This is a genomic window from Streptomyces sp. NBC_00162, from assembly GCF_024611995.1.
GTDB lineage: Bacteria > Actinomycetota > Actinomycetes > Streptomycetales > Streptomycetaceae > Streptomyces.
In genome coordinates this window covers 5674443-5693423 of sequence record NZ_CP102509.1, presented here as the reverse complement: position 1 = coordinate 5693423, position 18981 = coordinate 5674443, and the positions used below count along the sequence as shown (strand labels likewise).

14 protein-coding genes are annotated in these 18981 nt (G+C 70.1%); 2 read left to right on the top strand and 12 right to left on the bottom strand.

Annotation, left to right across the window (positions count from 1 at the left end; translation table 11 throughout):
- Window positions 1–49 precede the first annotated feature (49 nt).
- The 10 genes from JIW86_RS26415 to folC all read right to left on the bottom strand — a co-directional run bounded on the left by JIW86_RS26415 (window position 50) and on the right by folC (window position 12760).
- Window positions 50–1975 carry a TIGR03960 family B12-binding radical SAM protein gene (locus JIW86_RS26415; protein ID WP_257556340.1) on the bottom strand — a complete coding sequence of 642 codons (1926 nt, stop codon included), beginning with the start codon at window positions 1973–1975 and terminating at the stop codon, window positions 50–52.
- Between the two features lie 236 nt (window positions 1976–2211).
- Window positions 2212–3768, bottom strand: coding sequence for a CYTH and CHAD domain-containing protein (locus JIW86_RS26410; protein WP_257556339.1), 1557 nt, complete (start codon window positions 3766–3768; stop codon window positions 2212–2214).
- A 49-nt stretch (window positions 3769–3817) separates the two neighbouring features.
- Entirely contained in the window at window positions 3818–5017 is a 1200-nt protein-coding gene (gene rodA, locus JIW86_RS26405; RefSeq protein WP_257556338.1) for a rod shape-determining protein RodA, read from the bottom strand.
- 20 nt (window positions 5018–5037) lie between these two features.
- The gene (gene mrdA / locus JIW86_RS26400; RefSeq protein WP_257556337.1) at window positions 5038–7218 is read right to left on the bottom strand and encodes a penicillin-binding protein 2; all 2181 of its coding nucleotides are present in this window, start codon (window positions 7216–7218) and stop codon (window positions 5038–5040) included.
- A 13-nt stretch (window positions 7219–7231) separates the two neighbouring features.
- The gene (gene mreD / locus JIW86_RS26395) at window positions 7232–7936 is read right to left on the bottom strand and encodes a rod shape-determining protein MreD (RefSeq protein ID WP_257556336.1); all 705 of its coding nucleotides are present in this window, start codon (window positions 7934–7936) and stop codon (window positions 7232–7234) included.
- A 13-nt stretch (window positions 7937–7949) separates the two neighbouring features.
- The gene (gene mreC, locus JIW86_RS26390) at window positions 7950–8897 is read right to left on the bottom strand and encodes a rod shape-determining protein MreC (RefSeq protein WP_215140041.1); all 948 of its coding nucleotides are present in this window, start codon (window positions 8895–8897) and stop codon (window positions 7950–7952) included.
- Between the two features lie 135 nt (window positions 8898–9032).
- A complete protein-coding gene (locus JIW86_RS26385; RefSeq protein WP_008738981.1) occupies window positions 9033–10052 on the bottom strand; it encodes a rod shape-determining protein in 1020 nt (339 codons plus the stop codon).
- A gap of 317 nt (window positions 10053–10369) precedes the next feature.
- Entirely contained in the window at window positions 10370–10780 is a 411-nt protein-coding gene (gene ndk, locus JIW86_RS26380; protein ID WP_215140040.1) for a nucleoside-diphosphate kinase, read from the bottom strand.
- Between the two features lie 64 nt (window positions 10781–10844).
- A complete protein-coding gene (locus JIW86_RS26375; protein ID WP_215140039.1) occupies window positions 10845–11213 on the bottom strand; it encodes a DUF4233 domain-containing protein in 369 nt (122 codons plus the stop codon).
- Between the two features lie 2 nt (window positions 11214–11215).
- Window positions 11216–12760, bottom strand: a complete 1545-nt coding sequence (gene folC / locus JIW86_RS26370) for a bifunctional tetrahydrofolate synthase/dihydrofolate synthase (protein WP_257556335.1) — start codon at window positions 12758–12760, stop codon at window positions 11216–11218.
- A 118-nt stretch (window positions 12761–12878) separates the two neighbouring features.
- On the opposite strand from folC, the gene JIW86_RS26365 reads away from it, so the two are divergent.
- Window positions 12879–13928 carry a rod shape-determining protein gene (locus JIW86_RS26365; RefSeq protein WP_257556333.1) on the top strand — a complete coding sequence of 350 codons (1050 nt, stop codon included), beginning with the start codon at window positions 12879–12881 and terminating at the stop codon, window positions 13926–13928.
- A 19-nt stretch (window positions 13929–13947) separates the two neighbouring features.
- Here JIW86_RS26365 and JIW86_RS26360 read toward each other — a convergent pair whose 3' ends face one another.
- Both JIW86_RS26360 and JIW86_RS26355 read right to left on the bottom strand, forming a co-directional pair.
- Window positions 13948–15096, bottom strand: a complete 1149-nt coding sequence (locus tag JIW86_RS26360; RefSeq protein WP_257556332.1) for a sensor histidine kinase — start codon at window positions 15094–15096, stop codon at window positions 13948–13950.
- A gap of 202 nt (window positions 15097–15298) precedes the next feature.
- On the bottom strand, window positions 15299–17920 hold the full coding sequence (locus tag JIW86_RS26355) for a valine--tRNA ligase (RefSeq protein WP_257556331.1): 2622 nt from the start codon (window positions 17918–17920) through the stop codon (window positions 15299–15301).
- Between the two features lie 126 nt (window positions 17921–18046).
- Here JIW86_RS26355 and JIW86_RS26350 point away from each other — a divergent pair, with 126 nt between their 5' ends.
- Complete coding sequence (locus JIW86_RS26350) at window positions 18047–18964, top strand: hypothetical protein (protein WP_257556330.1); 918 nt, start codon at window positions 18047–18049, stop codon at window positions 18962–18964.
- Window positions 18965–18981 lie beyond the last annotated feature (17 nt).

Below are 18981 nucleotides of genomic sequence, written 5' to 3'. Positions count from 1 at the left end.
CCCCCACCGTTCCCGGTGGGGGGCACATGTGGGCGGGTTCAGCCCGAGGTCACTTCACGACCGACAGCGGCAGCAGCTTCTTGCCCGTCGGGCCGATCTGGATCTGGGTGTCCATCTGCGGGCAGACGCCGCAGTCGAAGCACGGGGTCCAGCGGCAGTCCTCGACCTCGGTCTCGTCGAGGGCGTCCTGCCAGTCCTCCCAGAGCCAGTCCTTGTCGAGACCGGAGTCCAGGTGGTCCCAGGGCAGGACCTCCTCGTACGTGCGCTCACGCGTCGTGTACCAGGCCACGTCCACGCCGTAGGCGGGCAGCGTCTTCTCCGCCGCCTGCATCCAGCGGTCGTACGAGAAGTGCTCGCGCCAGCCGTCGAAGCGGCCGCCCGACTCGTAGACGGCACGGATGACGTCGCCGATGCGGCGGTCACCGCGCGAGAGCAGGCCCTCGACGATGCCCGGCTTGCCGTCGTGGTAGCGGAAGCCGATGGAGCGGCCGTACTTCTTGTCCCCGCGGAGCTTGTCGCGGAGCTTGCCCAGGCGGGCATCCGTCTCCTCGGCCGACAGCTGCGGCGCCCACTGGAACGGGGTGTGCGGCTTCGGCACGAACCCGCCGATGGACACCGTGCAGCGGATGTCGTTCTGGCCGGAGACCTCGCGGCCCTTGGCGATGACGTTGACCGCCATGTCGCCGATCTGGAGGACGTCCTCGTCGGTCTCGGTCGGCAGGCCGACCATGAAGTACAGCTTCACCTGGCGCCAGCCGTTGCCGTACGCGGTGGCGACGGTCCGGATCAGGTCCTCTTCCGAGACCATCTTGTTGATGACCTTGCGCATGCGCTCGGAGCCGCCCTCGGGGGCGAAGGTCAGACCGGAGCGGCGGCCGTTGCGGGTCAGCTCGTTGGCCAGGTCCACGTTGAAGGCGTCCACGCGGGTCGACGGCAGGGACAGGCCCACCTTGTCGTCCGTGTAGCGGTCCGCGAGGCCCTTGGCGATGTCGGCGATCTCCGTGTGGTCCGCGGAGGAGAGGGAGAGGAGGCCGACCTCCTCGAAGCCCGTGGCCTTCAGGCCGCGCTCCACCATCTCGCCGATGCCGGTGATGCTTCGCTCCCGCACGGGGCGCGTGATCATGCCGGCCTGGCAGAAACGGCAGCCGCGGGTGCAGCCGCGGAAGATCTCCACGGACATGCGCTCGTGGACGGTCTCGGCGAGCGGGACCAGGGGCTGCTTGGGGTAGGGCCACTCGTCGAGGTCCATGACCGTGTGCTTGGACACGCGCCACGGCACGCCGGAGCGGTTGGGCACGACACGGCCGATGCGGCCGTCCGGCAGGTACTCGACGTCGTAGAAGCCCGGCACGTAGACGTTGCCGGTCTTCGCCAGGCGCAGCAGGACTTCCTCGCGTCCGCCCGGCCGCCCCTCGGCCTTCCAGGTGCGGATGATCTCGGTCATGTCGAGGACGGCCTGCTCGCCGTCGCCGATGACCGCGCAGTCGATGAACTCCGCGATCGGCTCGGGGTTGAAGGCCGCGTGGCCGCCCGCGAGGACGATCGGGTGGTCGACCGTACGGTTGCGGGCCTCCAGCGGGATGCCCGCGAGGTCCAGCGCCGTGAGCATGTTGGTGTAGCCCAGCTCCGTGGAGAAGGACAGGCCGAACACGTCGAAGGCCGAGACGGGGCGGTGGCTGTCCACGGTGAACTGCGGCACCTTGTGCTCGCGCATCAGTTCCTCGAGGTCCGGCCACACGCTGTAGGTGCGCTCGGCGAGGACGCCCTCGCGTTCGTTGAGCACCTCGTAAAGGATCATGACGCCCTGGTTGGGCAGCCCGACTTCGTACGCGTCCGGGTACATGAGCGCCCAGCGGACGTCGCAGCTCTCCCACTCCTTGACCGTGGAGTTGAGTTCACCGCCGACGTACTGGATGGGCTTCTGCACATGCGGAAGCAGGGCCTCAAGCTGAGGGAAGACCGACTCGGTCATCACGCGACTTTCGTGAAGCGGGCAGGGGGCAGCTCTCAAGCGTACCTCTAGGCCCAGCTGCCCTTGGGCCGCCTCTTTCGGATCACGCCTGGCCCGCGACGCCTGGCACCGCACCTCGCCGCGTTGTCGGGGCGCCCAAGTACGTCCAGTACACGGGCGCCCCTCCGCCTTGCGATGCACGGCACCAGCCGCCGCGGGCTTTACCGGCATGATCCGAAAGAGACCGCCCATCCACATGATCATCCCAGGGCGGCCCGCAGCCCCGGCTCGGAGGTCTTGCCCCAGACGTCCGGAAGCTCCCGTTCTCGCCGCTCGGCCAGGGCCTCCTCGCGGGCGTAGAGCACGCCCCAGGTGAAAGCCGATTCGCCCGCGGCCGCCGCCTGGACGCCGAGGCCGCGCAGGGCCTCGCGGGCGACCACGCTGTCCTGGTGGTCGCCGAGCAGGGTCTGGACCGCCTTCACGGCCTTGGCCAGGCGTTTCGCCGGTTTGCCGAGGGCCGGGGTGGCCGCCTCCGCCGCGTAGCGGGCACGCTTGGCCGCCTTCCGGGCCTCGTGCAGGGCCAGGTCGCGTTCCCCGCCCGGTTCCATGGCGAGCGCGTCCTCGACCCGGCCTGCGAGTCGCTCGTAGTCGCGCAGCACCGCCTTGGGCAGGACCCGCTCCGCGCGCCCGCCGGAGGCCTTGAGCAGCGGCGGCGCGTCCAGCACGGCGTCGAGGGAGTCCAGCAGGGCGAGGTACCGGGCGCTGTCGAGCACGGCCAGAGCCCGGCGGCGCGATCCGGAGCGGCGGGTGTTGTTCCACGTCCGCAGCCGGCTGCGGACCGGGCCGAGCAGCAGGGTGCGCGGGAGCTCGTCGAGGCGGGTCTGGATCCGCTCGAGCAGAACCTCCTGATCGCGGTCGACGCCGAGTTCGGCGGCCAGCCAGCGCAGTTCCTCGCCGATCGGGTCGGTCACGGCCCGGTCCAGCACCTTGCGGTACGTCTTGAAGGCGCTGCGCAGGCGCCGGGTGGCGACCCGCATCTGGTGGACGGAGTCCGGCAGGCCCCGCCGCACGGCGGGGTCCAGGGTGATCAGGGCGTCTCGCTGTTCGCGCAGGTACGAGAGGACGTACGCGCCCGCCGTGCCGTCACCGGGATCCGCCACGGGCGGGGCCGCGGGCTCGGCGCCGGGCTCGGCCTCGGTCTCGGCGTCGGTCTCGGCGTCGGTCTCGGTGAGGGCCCGGGCGAGTTTCGAGGGGGCGTCGGAGACCCGGAGCCCGGCCTTGCGGAAGGCCTTCTCGACCGCGTCGAGCAGCTGGGGGTCGACCCCGTCGGCGAGTTCCACCTCGACCTCGGTCCAGGCGGCGGTGGCCTCGCCGCGCTCCGCCCGGACCGTGTCGGTGCTCAGTTCCGCGAGCAGGGCTCCGTCGGCGTCCAGGAGATGGCTGAGCTTGCGCGAGGAGAGGAGTCTGACCTGCGGCTCCAGCCCGGCGCCGCGCACCCGGGAGCGGAGCAGGGCGGCCAGTGAGCCGGGGATGGTGTCGCTGAGCGCGGCCCCGATCTCGTCGCGTACGCCCGGGGAGACGGGCAGTTTGAGGTGCCAGCCCGCGTCGCCGCCGCCGGTTCGGCGCCGCAGGGTGAGACCGTCGGCGGCGAGCCGGTGGTCCGGGGTGTCGTAGTAGACGGCGTCGAGGTCGACCGTGCCCTGGTCGGAGACGGCCGCGATCGCGGCAGTGCCCGTCAGGTCCGGCACCCCGCGCCGGGCCGCCGACGCCTTAGTGAACTCGAATTTCCGCTCGATCTCGCGCTTCGTGTCCGCCATAGACCGAACTTAGTCCTGAACGGATCACGACGGCAGGGTGAACGGGACATCAGGCCGACAATGGCCGTTGCACCTTGATCGACTGCAACAGCCCGATGGCCACCCACACGGCGAACATCGACGAGCCTCCGTACGAGACGAACGGCAGCGGGAGCCCGGCCACCGGCATGATCCCGAGGGTCATCCCGATGTTCTCGAAGGACTGGAAGGCGAACCAGGCGATGATTCCGGCGCACACGATCGTCCCGTAGAGCTCGGTGGTTTCGCGGGCGATCATGCACGCTCGCCACAGCACCACGCCCAGCAGCAGGAGGATCAGCCCGGCTCCGAGGAAGCCCAGCTCCTCCCCCGCCACCGTGAAGACGAAGTCGGTCTGCTGCTCCGGCACGAACTGGCCGGTGGTCTGCGAGCCCTTGAAGAGGCCGGAGCCGGTCAGCCCGCCGGAGCCGATCGCGATGCGCGCCTGGTTGGTGTTGTATCCGACGCCGGCGGGGTCGAGTTCGGGGTTGGCGAAGGCCGCGAAGCGGTTGATCTGGTACTCGTCGAGGACGCCGAGCTGCCAGATCAGGATGGCTCCGCCCGCGCCCGAGCCGAGCAGGCCCAGCACCCAGCGGTTGGAGGCGCCGGAGGCCAGCAGCACGCCGAGCACGATGACGACCATGACCATGACGGAGCCGAGGTCGGGCATCAGCATGACGATGCCCATGGGGGCGGCGGCCAGGCACAGGGCCTTGACGACCGTGCGGTGGTCGGGATGGGTGAGGTCTCCCGCGTCCACCCGGGCCGCCAGCAGCACCGCCATGACCAGGATGATCGTGATCTTCACGAACTCGGAGGGCTGGAGGGAGAATCCGCCGCCGATCACGATCCACGCGTGGGCGCCGTTGATCGTGGCGCCGAGCGGGGTGAGCACCGCGAGGATCAGCACGAGCGAGAGCCCGTAGAGGATCGGCACCGCGCCGCGCAGGGTGCGGTGGCCGAGCCAGATGGTGCCGATCATCAGCACGAGGCCGATGCCGGTGTTCAGGGCGTGCCGGGCGAGGAAGTAGTACGGGTCCCCCTGGTTCAGCTGCGTCCTGTTGCGGGTCGCCGACCACACCAGCAGGGCGCCGATGAAGGACAGCGCGAGCGCGGAGAGGAGTATCGGCCAGTCGAGCCGGCGCACCACCGAGTCGCGGGCGGTGAGCCGGGCCACCGCCCCGCGCTGGGGCGCGTACCGGGAGACGGAGAACTTGTTGGCGGTCTGCATGGTCGTTCGGTCCTCGGTCCTCAGTCCTGACGCGCGGGGGGCGGGGCGGGCGGCCCGGCGAGCGCGGGCGGTTCCGGCTCCTCCGGGGACGGCGGTACGTACGGCCGGATCTCCGGGGAGTCGATGGAGCCGTCGGGGTGGATCTTGGGCAGTTTCGCCTCCGGCTTGAGCAGCAGGGCCTTCTTCAGGTCCTGCTTGCCGGCCATGTCGAGGCCGTAGATGGCGTTGTAGATGTTGCGGACGGCGGGGCCGGAGGCTCCGGAGCCGGTGCCGCCCTGGGAGATCGTCATGACGATCGCGAACTCGTCGGTGTAGGTCGCCAGCCACGAGGTGGTCTGCTTGCCGTAGACCTGGGCGGTGCCGGTCTTGGCCCGCATCGGGATCTTGTCCAGCGGCCAGCCGATGAACCGCCAGGCGGCGGTGCCGCCGGGCTCGGCGACGGAGCGGAGTCCCTTGTCGAGGTTGCCGATGGTCTCGGCGTCGATCGGCAGCCTGCCGTGGGCCTGGGGCTTGATCCACTCGATGTGCTTGCCGTCGGGGCTGATCACGGCCTTGCCGACCGTGGGGTTGTAGAGGGTGCCCCCGTTGCTGATGGCGGAGTAGGCGGTCGCCATCTGGATGGGGGTGACGAGCACGTCGCCCTGGCCGATGGCGAAGTTGATGCTGTCGTAGGCCTTCAGCTGATTGCCTTCGAGGCAGCTCTCGTAGGCGATCTGCTCGACGTAGGTGCCGCCCCGCTTGCCCTGCTTGCACCAGGAGTCCTTGTTGGCCGCCCAGAAGCTCTGCTTCCACTTGCGGTCGGGGATGCGGCCGGTGACCTCGTTCGGCAGGTCGACATGGGTCTCGGAGCCGAGTCCGAATTCGCGGGCGGTCCGGTAGAACCAGTCGTGGGCGTCCTTCTTCGGCTTGAGGCCGCCGTCGCGGTTCCACTCCTTGTGACCGAGGGCGTAGAAGACGGTGTTGCAGGAGAACTTGAGGGCGTCTCCGAGGGTGATGGGGCCGTGTCCCTTGGACTCGAAGTTCGCGAAGCTCCGGCCGCCCATGTTGTAGGAAGCGCTGCAGTTGTACTTGCCGTTGAAGTCGTAGCCGGCCCGCACGGCCGCGCTCGCCGAGACCACCTTGAAGATGGAGCCGGCGGGAGCCTGGCCCTGGATGGCCCGGTTGAGCAGCGGGTAGTTGGAGTTCTTGCTGGTGAGGCGGGCGTAGTCCTTGCCGGAGATGCCGCCGACCCAGGCGTTGGGGTCGTAGTCGGGCTGGGAGGCCATCGCGACGACGCGGCCGGTCTTGGTCTCCATGACGACGACGGCGCCCGAGTCGGCCTCGTACTTGCGGCCGGTGATGTTGTCGGTCTCGTGGCGGACGACCTTCATCGCCTGCTGGAGCTCGAACTCGGCGACGGCCTGGACCCGGGCGTCGATGCTGGTGATGAGCGTGGCCCCGGCCACACCGGGGTCGGACTTGGTCTGGCCCATGACCCGGCCGAGGTTGTCGACCTCGTACGAGGTGACCTCCGCCTTGCCGCGCAACTGCTTGTCATAGGTGCGTTCGATCCCGGAGCGGCCCACTTGATCGGACCGCAGGTGCGGCGAGTCCGTGTCCTTGGCCTTCTGGATCTCCTCGTCGGTGACCGGCGAGAGGTAGCCGAGCACCTGTGAGGTACGGGCTCCGCCGGGGGCCGGGTAGCGGCGCACGGCGGTGGGCTCCGCGGTGATGCCGGGGAATTCCTCGGGGCGTTCGCGCAGCTGCAGCGCCTGCTGCGTGGTGGCTTCGAGGGTGACCGGAATCGGCTGGTACGGGGAGCCGTTCCAGCAGGGCGCAGGGGTCTGGGAGTCGCAGAGACGGACCTTCTCCATGACCTCCTTGGGGGTCATGCCCAGGACGTCGGCGAGGCGGGTCATGACGGACTTGCCCCGGTCCTTCATCTTCATCAGCGAGGTGCGGCTGGCGGAGACGACCAGGCGGGTCTCGTTGTCGGCGAGCGGGACCCCGCGGGCGTCGAGGATCGACCCCCGCACCGCGGGCTGGACGACCCGCTGGACGTGGTTGCTCTTCGCCTCGTGGTAGTACTCGTCCCCGTTGCGGATCTGGAGGTACCAGAGGCGACCGCCGAGGGTGACCAGCATCGACAGGACGAGTACCTGGATCATGACGAGCCGGATCTGCACCCGGGAAGTGCGGCCGGTCTCCGGGATGTTGGTCACGTCCGCTCCTCCCTCACAGTTTCTTGACGCTCTTCACGATCTTGACCGCCTTGACGCCCTTTATCCGGCCGGCCCGGTTGGCGCGGCCGCGCGCGGTCTTCAGCCGCAGGCCGCCGCGCTGGCTGCCGATGCGCAGGCCGGTGCCGCCGGCCAGCCAGCCCGAGGACACGTCCTTGCCCTGCGGCGGTCCGCCGCCGGCCTCGACGGCCATCGGGTCGTTCTCGGCGCGCCGGGCCAGCGCCATGATGAAGGGCACGGTGAACGGCGCGAGCAGCAGGTCGTAGAGGGTGGCGGTGAACAGCAGCCCGGTCAGGCCCACGTGGCGGGCGGCGGTGTCGCCGACGAGGGCGCCCACGCTCGCGTAGAGCAGGGTGGAGCCGATCGCGGCGGCGACGACGGTGAGCAGGGGGCCCCAGGCGGAGCGGAACCGTCCGTTGTCGGGGCGCACCAGGCCGCACACGTAGCCGATGACGCACAGGACGAGCGCGTACCGTCCGGCGGCGTGGTCGGCGGGGGGTGCCAGGTCGGCGAGGAGACCGGCGGCGAAGCCGATGAGGGCGCCGCTGACGTGCCCGTACACGAGTGCGAGGGCGACCACGGTGAGCAGCAGCAGGTCGGGCACGGCGCCGGGCAGTTGGAGCCGGCCCAGGACGGTGACCTGCACGACGAGGGCGACCACGACGAGCGTGGCCGAGAGCAGGATCCGGTTGAAGCGCATGGTCGGTCTGCTCCTACTCGTCGGCCGGCGTGCCGGGCACACTGGCGGACCCGGACGGGGTGACCGTGACGGTGACCGTCGGGGTGGGCTTGGGGGCCTCGGGCTTGGGCGGCAGGACGGCGTCGCGCGGGTCCTCGCGCGGCGGCATCACCACGACGCCGACGATGTCCAGTCGCGAGAAGCCGACGAACGGACGCACCCAGACGGTGCGGGTCAGGTCGCCGCGGGCCGGGTCGACCTTGACGATCTCACCGATCGGCACGCCGGGCACGAAGGGCTTGTTGCCGTGCGAGCCGAAGGTGAGGAGGCGGTCTCCGGGGCTGACCTTGGCCTTGCCGTTGAGCATCTGGACGGACAGGGCGCGGTCGCCCTGGCCGGTGGCGAAGCCGAGTTCGCCGGTCTTCTCCAGGCGGGTCCCGACCGTGAAGTCGGGGTCGTTGGCGAGGACGACGGTGGCGGTGTCGGGGCCGACGGTGGTGACCCGGCCGACGAGTCCGTCCCCGTTGAGGACGGTCATGTCGCGCTCGATGCCGTCCTTGCTGCCGGCGTCGATGGTGACGGTCCAGGAGAAGCCCTGGGCCGCTCCTATGGCGATGACCTCTGCGCCCTTGATGCCGTACTGTCCGGCGCCGGCCCGCTTGAGCATCTCGTCCAGCTCGTGGATGCGGCTGCGGGTCTGGTCCTCGCTGCCCAGCTTGGCCTTCAGGGCCGCGTTCTGCTGCTCCAGCACGGCGATGCGGTTGTGGCGTTCGCCGGAGTCCCGTACCGCCCCTATGGCGTTGGCGACCGGGTCGACGGCGGTGGCCACGCCCTTCTCGACCGGGCCGAAGACCGCTGCGGCGGCCTGCCGGGCACCGTCGACCGGCGACTCCTCGCCTGCCCTGATGTCCACCGTGATCAATGCGAACGCGATGGCGATCAGAAGCACCAGGAGCAGCCGGCTTTCTCGTGTGTCCCTCACGTGCGGCGGCCGTGCCTTCCTCGTCGGAATGTTGTTTTGCCTGTATATCAACGATCCGCCGCACGGGCCCGGTAGCACCCGTACGGCGGATCCTTGTGTGTTCCGCATGATCCCTCCGGCGTGGAGGGGTGTCTGTCAGCGACGGGGCTGGGCGTCCAGGACCTGCTGGAGGGCCTCGAACTCCTCGACGCACTTGCCGGAGCCGAGTGCGACGGAGTCGAGCGGGTCTTCCGCGATGTGGATGGGCATCCCGGTCTCGCGCCGCAGCCGCTCGTCGAGGCCGCGCAGCAGGGCGCCGCCGCCGGTCAGGACGATGCCGCGGTCCATGATGTCGCCGGAGAGCTCCGGCGGGCACTTGTCGAGGGTGGTCTTGACGGCGTCGACGATGGCGTTGACGGGTTCCTCGATGGCCTTGCGCACCTCGGCGGCCGAGATGACGACCGTCTTGGGCAGGCCGGAGACCAGGTCGCGACCCCGGATCTCGGTGTGCTCGTCCTTGTCGAGGTCGTACGCCGACCCGATGGTGATCTTGATCTGCTCGGCGGTGCGCTCGCCGAGGAGGAGCGAGTACTCCTTCTTGATGTGCTGGATGATCGCGTTGTCGAGCTCGTCGCCGGCTACCCGGATGGACTGTGCCGTGACGATTCCGCCGAGGGAGATGACGGCGACCTCGGTGGTGCCGCCGCCGATGTCCACGACCATGTTGCCGGTGGCTTCGTGGACGGGCAGGCCCGAGCCGATGGCGGCGGCCATGGGCTCTTCGATGATGTGCACCTGGCGGGCGCCGGCCTGCGTGGACGCCTCGATGACGGCGCGTCGCTCCACTCCGGTGATGCCGGAGGGCACGCACACCACGACGCGCGGGCGGGCCAGGTAGCGGCGCTTGTGGATCTTGAGGATGAAGTACCGGAGCATGCGCTCGGTGATCTCGAAGTCGGCGATGACGCCGTCCTTGAGGGGCCTTACGGCGACGATGTTGCCGGGCGTGCGCCCGATCATCTTCTTCGCCTCGGAGCCGACCGCCAGAATGCCGCCGGTGTTCGTGTTGATGGCGACCACGGACGGCTCGTTCAGGACGATCCCCCGGCCCCTCACGTACACCAGCGTGTTGGCGGTCCCGAGGTCGATCGCCATGTCACGGCCGATGAACGACATAGTGTTCCCCTTGTTCCCCATGAGGAGCGTCTGGCCTTCCAGTTGATAGCGGCTGCTGTCAGGTCGGCGAGGTGGGTGTGTGGGTGGAGGCCCCATCGTAGTGCCGGGAGTACGGACACCGCTCGACGGGACTCCGGCAATCCCGCCGGAATGGATACCCGCCCCCTTAGTGGTGACGACGTGTCCTGCCCAGGCGTTCCCGGTATCGCCCGGAAATACCGCAGGGCGACCGAAATTACTTCGGTCGCCCCAGGTCATGAGCGCTATTCGGCTGATGTCACGTCAGGAAATAGTGCTCACGGAATATTCACGAATGGTCAGAGAGCCGGGAAGAACAGCTTCAGCTCGCGCTCCGCGGACTCCTCGGAGTCCGAGGCGTGGATCAGGTTCTCCCGGACGATGGTGCCGAAGTCCCCCCGGATGGAGCCCGGCGCCGCGGCGATCGGGTCGGTGGGACCGGCCAGCTGGCGGACACCCTCGATCGCGCGTTCCCCTTCGACGACCAGGGCCACGATCGGACCACTGGCCATGAAGCCCATCAGGGGCTCGTAGAACGGCTTGCCCTTGTGCTCGCCGTAGTGCGCCTCGAGCGTCTCCTGGTCCAGCGTGCGCAGCTCCAGCGCGGGGATGGTCCAGCCGGCCTTCCGCTCGATACGGCCGATGATCTCGCCCACCAGACCGCGACGGACGGCGTCGGGCTTCAGCAGGACGAGGGTGCGCTGGGTCATGTTGCGGCTCCTTGCGGCATACGGGTGCGGTAGGACGAATCTACAGGGCCGTTCCGGGGACCTGTCACACAGCGTCAGGCGCCCCGGGGGCCGCCGACGCCTCCGCCATGGCCGCCCACCGGGCCTTGGCCGCGTCGATCTTGCGGCCGTAGTGCACCGAGCACCACCACAGCCCCGCGAACACCGCGCCGAGGAAGAACATCGCCGGGACGACGAACCCGCTCACGATCAGGCCGATCTGCAGGGCCCAGCCCAGCTGGACCGCCCCGGGACGCGAGAGCATCCCGCACAGCAGCACCGAGAGCAGCATCGTGACCCCGCACACCGTCCACACCGCGGTCTGGGTCAGGTCGGGGTTCTTCATGGCCACCAGGCCCGCGAAGCCGATCACGAAGAACTCGCCGATCAGCGTGCTCGCACACAGCGTGCGCATCCTCAGCCCCTCTTCAGCAGCAGGCGGGCCTCGCCCACCGTGATCACGGAACCGGTCACCAGGACCCCGGCCCCTCCGTACTCGGCCTCTTCCTCCGCCAGGGTGATCGCCGCCTCCAGTGCGTCGTCCAGCCGCGGCTCCACCTGCACCCGGTCCACGCCGAACACCTCGACCGCGACGGCCGCCAGCTCGTCCGCGCCCATCGACCGGTGGCTGGAGTTCTCCGTCACCACCACCTCCGCGCAGATCGGCTCGAAGGCCTCGAGCACCCCGCGGACGTCCTTGCCCTCGCTCGCGGCCACGACGCCGATCAGCCGGCTGAAGCCGAAGGACTCGGTGACCGCGTCCGCGGTGACCGCCGCCCCCGCCGGGTTGTGCGCCGCGTCCAGCACCACCGTCGGGCTGCGCCGCACGACCTCCATGCGGCCCGGCGAGGTCACCGAGGCGAAGGCCTTCCGCACGGTGTCCAGGTCCAGCACGCGCGCGTGCTCCTGCCCGCCGGTCCCGACCCCGAAGAAGGCCTCGACCGCGGCCAGCGCCACCGCCGCGTTGTGCGCCATGTGCGCCCCGTACAGCGGCAGGAAGATGCCGTCGTACTCGCCGCCGACCCCGCGCAGCGTCAGCTGCTGGCCGCCGACCGCGACCTCGCGCGTGACCACGCCGAACTCCATGCCCTCGCGGGCCACCGTCGCGTCGACCTCGACGGCCTTCTTCAGCAGCGCCTGCGCCGCGTCCACCGGCTGCTGCGCCAGGATCACGGTGGCGCCCTGCTTGATGATGCCGCCCTTCTCCAGGGCGATCTCGCCGGGCGTGGTGCCCAGCCGGTCGGTGTGGTCCAGGCTGATCGGGGTCACCACGGCGACCGAGCCGTCGATGACGTTGGTCGCGTCCCAGGTGCCGCCCATGCCGACCTCGACCACGGCCGCGTCCACCGGGGCGTCCGCGAAGGCCGCGTACGCCATCCCGGTCAGCACCTCGAAGAACGACAGCCGGAACTCCTCGGCGGCGTCGACCATCTCCACGTACGGCTTGATGTCGTGGTACGTCTCGACGAACCGCTCGGCGGTGATCGGCGCCCCGTCGAGGCTGATCCGCTCGGTGACCGACTGGACGTGCGGGCTGGTGTAGCGGCCGGTACGCAGCTCGAAGGCGTTCAGCAGGGACTCGATCATGCGGGCCGTGCTGGTCTTGCCGTTCGTGCCGGTGACATGGATGGAGGGGTACGCGCGCTGCGGATCGCCCAGGACGTCCATCAGCGCGGCGATCCGCGTCACGGACGGCTCCAGCTTGGTCTCGCCCCAGCGGCCGGCCAGCTCCTGCTCCACCTCCAGCAGCGCCTTGGCGACCTCCGGGTCGACGGGCCGGGCGGGCACCGGGTCGCCCTGCGGCGGTCCGGCCTGGGCGCGCAGGGTGCGGCTGCCGGCCTCGATCACCGCCAGGTCGGGGTCGCGGTCGGACTCTTCCGCCACGATCTGGTCGAACTCGTCGGATTCGTCGAAGGCGCCATCGCGGTCACGGTCGTGGCTCTCGGGCTGCTGCTCACTCACGGGGCCCAGTCTACGGACGAGGACCGGCGGGACCTTCGACCCGGGCGTTTCAGGACCTGCGACCGGCAAAGCGACCAGATCGTTATGCAAGCCTTGCGGGCAGGAGATTGGGGAACAAATGCCGCAGGCCAGCAGCAACAAGACAGCATCCAGCCGCGACATAGGGATGGATCTGGGGACCGCGAACACCCTGATCTACGCACGGGGGCACGGAATCGTCCTCAATGAGCCGTCCGTGGTCGCCGTGAAGGCGGGCACCACCACCGCCCTGGCCGTCGGGACGGAGGCCAAGGAGACCATCGGCCGAACCCCCGGCTCCATCACCGCCATCCGCCCCCTCAAGGACGGCGTGATCTGCGACTACGAGGCCGCGGAGGAGATGATCCGGCACTTCGTGCGCAAGGCGGTCCCCGGCCGGCGGCCGCGCACCCGCATGGTGATCTGCGTCCCGTCCGGGGTCACCCCGGTCGAACGGCGCGCCATCGTCCACGCCTCCACCCGGGCCGGGGCCAGGACCGTCCACCTCATCGAGGAACCGATGGCCGCGGCCATCGGCGCCGGGCTCCCGGTGGCCGAACCGCGCGGCTCGATGGTCGTGGACATCGGCGGCGGCACCTCGGAGGTCGCCGTCATCTCGCTCGGCGGCATCGTCACCTCCCGGTCGCTGCGCGCCGGCGGAGACCGGCTGGACTCGGCGATCATGGACTACGTCCGCAAGGAGCACGCGCTGCTCATCGGCGAGCGCACCGCCGAGGACATCAAGGTCGGCATCGGATCGGCCTGGCCGGTGCCCGGCCGGCCGGAGCTGGAGACCCGCACCTTCACCGTGCGCGGCCGCGAGAAGGTCGGCGGCATGCCCAAGACGCTGGAGCTGACCGCGCCGGACGTACGGGCCGCCCTGGACGAGCCGATCGAGGCGATCATCGCCGCCGTGCGCACCACCCTGGAGGAGTGCCCGCCCGAACTCTCCGGCGACGTGATGGAACACGGCATCGTCCTGACCGGCGGCGGCGCGCTCCTGCCCGGCCTCGACCTGCGGATGGCCTCGGCGACCGGCATCCCGGTCTTCGTCGCCGACAACCCCCTGGACTGCGTGGCCCTGGGCTCGGGCCGCTGCGTCGAGGACCTGGACACCCTGAACAGCCTGCTGGCCCCGGCGAAGGCGTAGCGCGCGGCCCGGACACGCCCTAGTGGCGCGGCAGGGTGGCGACGACCTCGTACGAGTCCCGCGTGCGCGTCGCCGTCAGGTCGCCGCCCAGGCTGCGCACCCGCTCGGACATGCTCGCCGTGCCCGAACCGGCCGAGACCGGGGCCCGGCCGGGGGTCCGGGCGGGCAGCGCGTTGCTGACGGCGATCCGCAGCCGCGGGCCGTCCGCCTTGACCGACACCTCGATCGTCTCGCCGTGCGCGTGCTTGGCCGCGTTCGTCAGGCACTCCTGCACGACCCGGTAGACCGCCGCCTGCCGCAGCGGCGACAGCGCGTGTACGTCCGGGTCCACGGCGAGCCGTACGGGCGAACCGGCCCGCCCGCTCTCCTCCGCGAGCGCCGGCAACCCGTCCACCCCCGGGGTCGAGGCCCGCTCCCCGCGCAGCACGATGATCTCGTTGAGCACGAGATGGGCCCGGCGCGCGGTGTCCGCCAGCTCCTCGAAGTCTGATCCGTACGCCGTCTCGCGCGCCCGCGTCGACAGCACCTCGGAGCGCACCGTCAGCAGGGTCAGCTCCCGCCCGACGAAGTCGTGGACGTCGCTGGCCACGGAGGTGCGCTCCTGCTGCACGGCCTGGAGCACGGCGGACTCGGCCCGCCGGGCGGTGAGCTCCGACACCAGGTCGTGCCGGTAGGCGGCGATGCCGACGGCCGAGGCGAGCACACCGATGGGCACGACCAGGCTGAGGAAGGCGCTCAGGCTCTCGGCCTTCGGCCCGGGCCAGCCCGGCACGCTGAACACCACCAGCGCGAAGCCCACGTACCCGAGGGTGGCGAGGATCCCGGCCCGGCGCCCGCGGTAGCGGCCGACCGAGTAGAGGGCGAACTGGATCAGGGTGAGCTCGTGCAGCCAGCCGATGAAGAGCAGCGCGGCGAAGTACGAGATCCAGGGCGCCCGGCGGCGCACCAGCAGGCTCGAACAGCCGACGGCGAGCACCACGGCGGCGAGCGGCCCGTTGAGGGAGTTGTCGGCGGCGGCGAGGCCGGGGAGGTCCAGCGCCATCAGGGCGAGGCAGCTGAGCGCCGTCAGCACGTCCAGCGCCCGCGGTGAACCGGCCCAGCTCTCGGCGAGCCGGCGGCCGGAGGCCGCGGCCCAGTGGAGCGCCGAGACGACGGGCTTGGCCTGCATGCCCTCCATCATCCGTGGTCATCCCCTCGGATCGGGGTCCCCCCGGACCAGATAAGGAGTGATATAGGGCACTTCGGACAGGCCGGAGGTCCCTGCGCACCCCGGATGACTCCTGTGACGCCGGCCCCCGCGCGGGGAAGGCATACGGGGAAGGCCCCCACATCGACCGACGGTGTGGGGGCCTTCACTCGCTTGCGGGCGGCTACGCGGGCGGCAGCGTGTCCAGCTGGGCCTGGATCCGGGCGATGTCCGCCTCGGCCTTGGCCAGCCGGCCCTTGATCTTGTCCACGACGTTGTCGGGAGCCTTGGCGATGAACGCCTCGTTCCCGAGCTTCGCCTCGGCCTGCTGCTTCTCCTTCTCCGCGGCCGCGAGGTCCTTGGAGAGGCGCTTGCGCTCGGCGGCCACGTCGATGGTGCCCGACAGGTCGAGCGCGACGCTCGCGCCGGCGACCGGGAGGGTCGCGGTGGCGCTGAAGGAGTCGCCCTCCGGCTGCAGACGCAGCAGCTGCCGGATGGCGGCCTCGTGCGCGGCCAGCGCGGTGCCGGCCAGGTCCAGGCGGGCCGGGACCTTCTGGCCGTCCTGCAGACCCTGCTCCTTGCGGAAGCGACGGACCTCGGTGACGACCGACTGGACGTTCCCGATCTCGGCCTCGGCGGCCTCGTCGCGGAAACCGCTGTCCTTGGGCCACTCGGCGATCACGAGCGACTCGCGGCCGGTCAGCGTGGTCCACAGCGTCTCGGTGACGAACGGGACCACCGGGTGCAGCAGCCGCAGCATGACGTCGATGACCTCGCCCAGCACCCGGCCGGAGACCTTGGCCTGCTCGCCGCCCGCGAAGAAGGTCGTCTTCGACAGCTCGACGTACCAGTCGAAGACCTCGTCCCACGCGAAGTGGTACAGCGCCTCGCTGAGCTTCGAGAACTGGAAGTCCTCGTAGTACGCGTCGACCTGCGCGACGGTCTTGTTGAGCCGCGACAGGATCCAGCGGTCGGTCGCGGACATCTGCTCCGCGGCCGGCAGCTCGCCCTCGATCGTCGCGCCGTTCATCAGCGCGAAGCGCGTGGCGTTCCAGATCTTGTTGGCGAACTTGCTGGAGGCCTGGACCCAGTCCTCACCGATCGGGACGTCGGTGCCGGGGTTGGCGCCCTTGGCCAGGGTGAAGCGGACGGCGTCGGAGCCGTACTTGTCCATCCAGTCCAGCGGGTCGACCACGTTGCCGAAGGACTTCGACATCTTCTTGCCGCGCTCGTCGCGGACCAGACCGGTCAGCGCGATCGTCTTGAACGGGGCCTCGCCGTCCATGGCGTACAGGCCGAACATCATCATCCGGGCGACCCAGAAGAAGATGATGTCGTGCCCGGTGACCAGGACGTCCGTGGAATAGAACTTCTTCAGGTCCGGGGTCTGCTCCGGCCAGCCGAGCGTCGAGAACGGCCACAGCCCGGACGAGAACCAGGTGTCGAGGACGTCGGTGTCCTGGACCCAGCCCTCCCCCGTCGGCGCCTCGTCGTCCGGTCCGACGCAGACGACCTCGCCGTCCGGGCCGTACCAGACCGGGATCCGGTGGCCCCACCACAGCTGGCGCGAGATGCACCAGTCGTTGAGGTTGTCGACCCAGTCGAAGTAGCGCTTCTCCATCTCCTGCGGGTGGATCGCGACCCGGCCGTCGCGGACCGCGTCACCCGCGGCCTTGGCGAGGGTCTCGACCTTGACCCACCATTGGAGGGACAGGCGGGGCTCGACGGTGGTGGAGCAGCGCGAGCAGTGCCCGACGGAGTGCATGTACGGACGCTTCTCGGCGACGATCCGACCCTGCTGGCGCAGGGCGCCGACGACGGCGGAGCGGGCCTCGAAGCGGTCCAGGCCGAGGAAGGGGCCGTGGACGGTGATGACGCCGTGCTCGTCCATGATCGTCAGGTTGGGCAGGCCGTGCCGCTGCCCGATGGCGAAGTCGTTCGGGTCGTGGGCCGGGGTGACCTTGACGCAGCCGGTGCCGAACGCCGGGTCGACGTGGGTGTCGGCGACGACCGGGATGGAGCGGTCGGTGAGCGGCAGCTTGATCAGCTTGCCGACCAGGTGCTTGTAGCGCTCGTCGTCCGGGTGGACGGCGATGGCCGTGTCACCGAGCATCGTCTCGGCGCGGGTGGTCGCGACGACCAGGGTGTCCTCACCCTCGCCGTACTTGATCGAGACGAGCTCGCCCGCGTCCTCCTGGTACTCCACCTCGATGTCGGAGATGGCCGTCAGACAGCGGGGGCACCAGTTGATGATGCGCTCGGCGCGGTAGATGAGCCCGTCGTCGAAGAGCTTCTTGAAGATCGTCTGGACGGCCTTGGACAGCCCTTCGTCCATCGTGAACCGCTCGCGCGACCAGTCCACACCGTCGCCCAGCCGCCTCATCTGGCCGAGGATCTTGCCGCCGTACTCTTCCTTCCACTGCCAGACCCGCTCGACGAACTCCTCGCGGCCCAGGTCGTGGCGGGACTTGCCCTCCTCGGCGAGCTGCTGCTCGACCTTGTTCTGGGTGGCGATGCCGGCGTGGTCCATGCCGGGCAGCCACAGCGACTCGTAGCCCTGCATCCGCTTGCGGCGGGTCAGGGCGTCCATGAGCGTGTGCTGGAAGGCGTGCCCCAGGTGCAGGGAGCCGGTGACGTTCGGCGGCGGGATGACGATGGTGTACGCGGGCTTCTCGCTCGCGGGATCGGCCGTGAAGTAACCACGTTCTACCCAGCGCTCGTAGAGCTTCCCCTCTACCTCGGCCGGCGCGTACTGGGTCGGCAGTTCGGAGTTGGGGCTGCTGGGTGTCTGCGTGTTCTCGGTCACGGGGTCAGTTTAGAGGCGTAACGGTCCGGTACTGAAACCGGTATTCAGGTGACCCGGCGAACCCGGAGACTTCGGCTTCCGACAGGATGTGTGGAACGTATAAGCAACCTCATTGGGGGACGCGGGATGAGCTACAACCAGCCGGGACCTTACGGACAGCAGCCGCAGCAGCCCGGACCGTACGGGCAGCAGCCCCCGCCGCCGGGGCCCTACGGTCAGCCCGCGCCCCAGCCCGGTTACGGCTACCCGCAGCAGCCGGGCGTCCCGCCGCAGGGATACCCGCAGCAGCCCCAGCAGCAGCCGGGCTACGGCTACCAGCAGCCCCCGTACGGCGGGATGCCCCCGCAGCAGCCGAAGAAGTCCAAGGCCGGCGTGGTCATCGCGGTGGTCGTCGCGGTCGCGGTGATCGCGGGCGGCGGCTGGTACTTCCTGGGCGGCGGTTCAGGGTCGGTGGGCTCGGACACCAAGGGCTACAAGCTGGCCTACCCCGCTGCGGTCGACAGCTACCAGAAGGCGCCGGACGCCGCCGGTGCCCCCGCGGCCGACACCCCGGTCACCGGTGAGGGGAAGACCAAGGCCGAGGCGCTCGGCGTGAAGAACGCACACAATGCGACTGCCCAGTACAAGATCGGTAAGGACGAGAAGGGCAAGCAGTTCGCGGCCAACGGCCTCTGGGGCGAGATCGCCGACCCGGAGAAGGCGGTCGACAGCTACTACGCCGGGATCGGCCAGAACAACAAGGAAACCGAGAAGATCGGCTTCAAGTACGAGCTGGTCGGCACTCCTAAGGAGTTCACCCCGGCCGGTTTCAAGGGCGCCGTGATGAAGTGCGCCAACGTCAAGATGATCAGCACCAAGCCCGGCGCGAGCAAGGCGCCCAAGGACATCGAGATCCCCTCCTGCGCCTGGGGCGACCACTCGACCCTGGTCGGCATCAACGCCGTCGATCCGGTTGCGGCCGCGCTCGGCGGGAGCAGCGGCACCCTCGACGACGTGGCCGCCCTGACGGCGAAGCTCTACAACACCGGTCGCACCAAGGCCTGATCGCGCCAGCGGCCTGC

Bases quoted from the DNA above. Each gene is read 5' to 3' on its own strand.
- JIW86_RS26410 (WP_257556339.1), bottom strand. From the start codon at position 3,768: ATGGCGGACACGAAGCGCGAGATCGAGCGGAAATTCGAGTTCACTAAG.
- rodA (WP_257556338.1), bottom strand. From the start codon at position 5,017: ATGCAGACCGCCAACAAGTTCTCCGTCTCCCGGTACGCGCCCCAGCGC.
- mreD (WP_257556336.1), bottom strand. From the start codon at position 7,936: ATGCGCTTCAACCGGATCCTGCTCTCGGCCACGCTCGTCGTGGTCGCC.
- JIW86_RS26385 (WP_008738981.1), bottom strand. From the start codon at position 10,052: ATGTCGTTCATCGGCCGTGACATGGCGATCGACCTCGGGACCGCCAAC.
- ndk (WP_215140040.1), bottom strand. From the start codon at position 10,780: ATGACCCAGCGCACCCTCGTCCTGCTGAAGCCCGACGCCGTCCGTCGC.
- JIW86_RS26375 (WP_215140039.1), bottom strand. From the start codon at position 11,213: ATGCGCACGCTGTGTGCGAGCACGCTGATCGGCGAGTTCTTCGTGATC.
- JIW86_RS26365 (WP_257556333.1), top strand. From the start codon at position 12,879: ATGCCGCAGGCCAGCAGCAACAAGACAGCATCCAGCCGCGACATAGGG.
- JIW86_RS26360 (WP_257556332.1), bottom strand. From the start codon at position 15,096: ATGCAGGCCAAGCCCGTCGTCTCGGCGCTCCACTGGGCCGCGGCCTCC.
- JIW86_RS26350 (WP_257556330.1), top strand. From the start codon at position 18,047: ATGAGCTACAACCAGCCGGGACCTTACGGACAGCAGCCGCAGCAGCCC.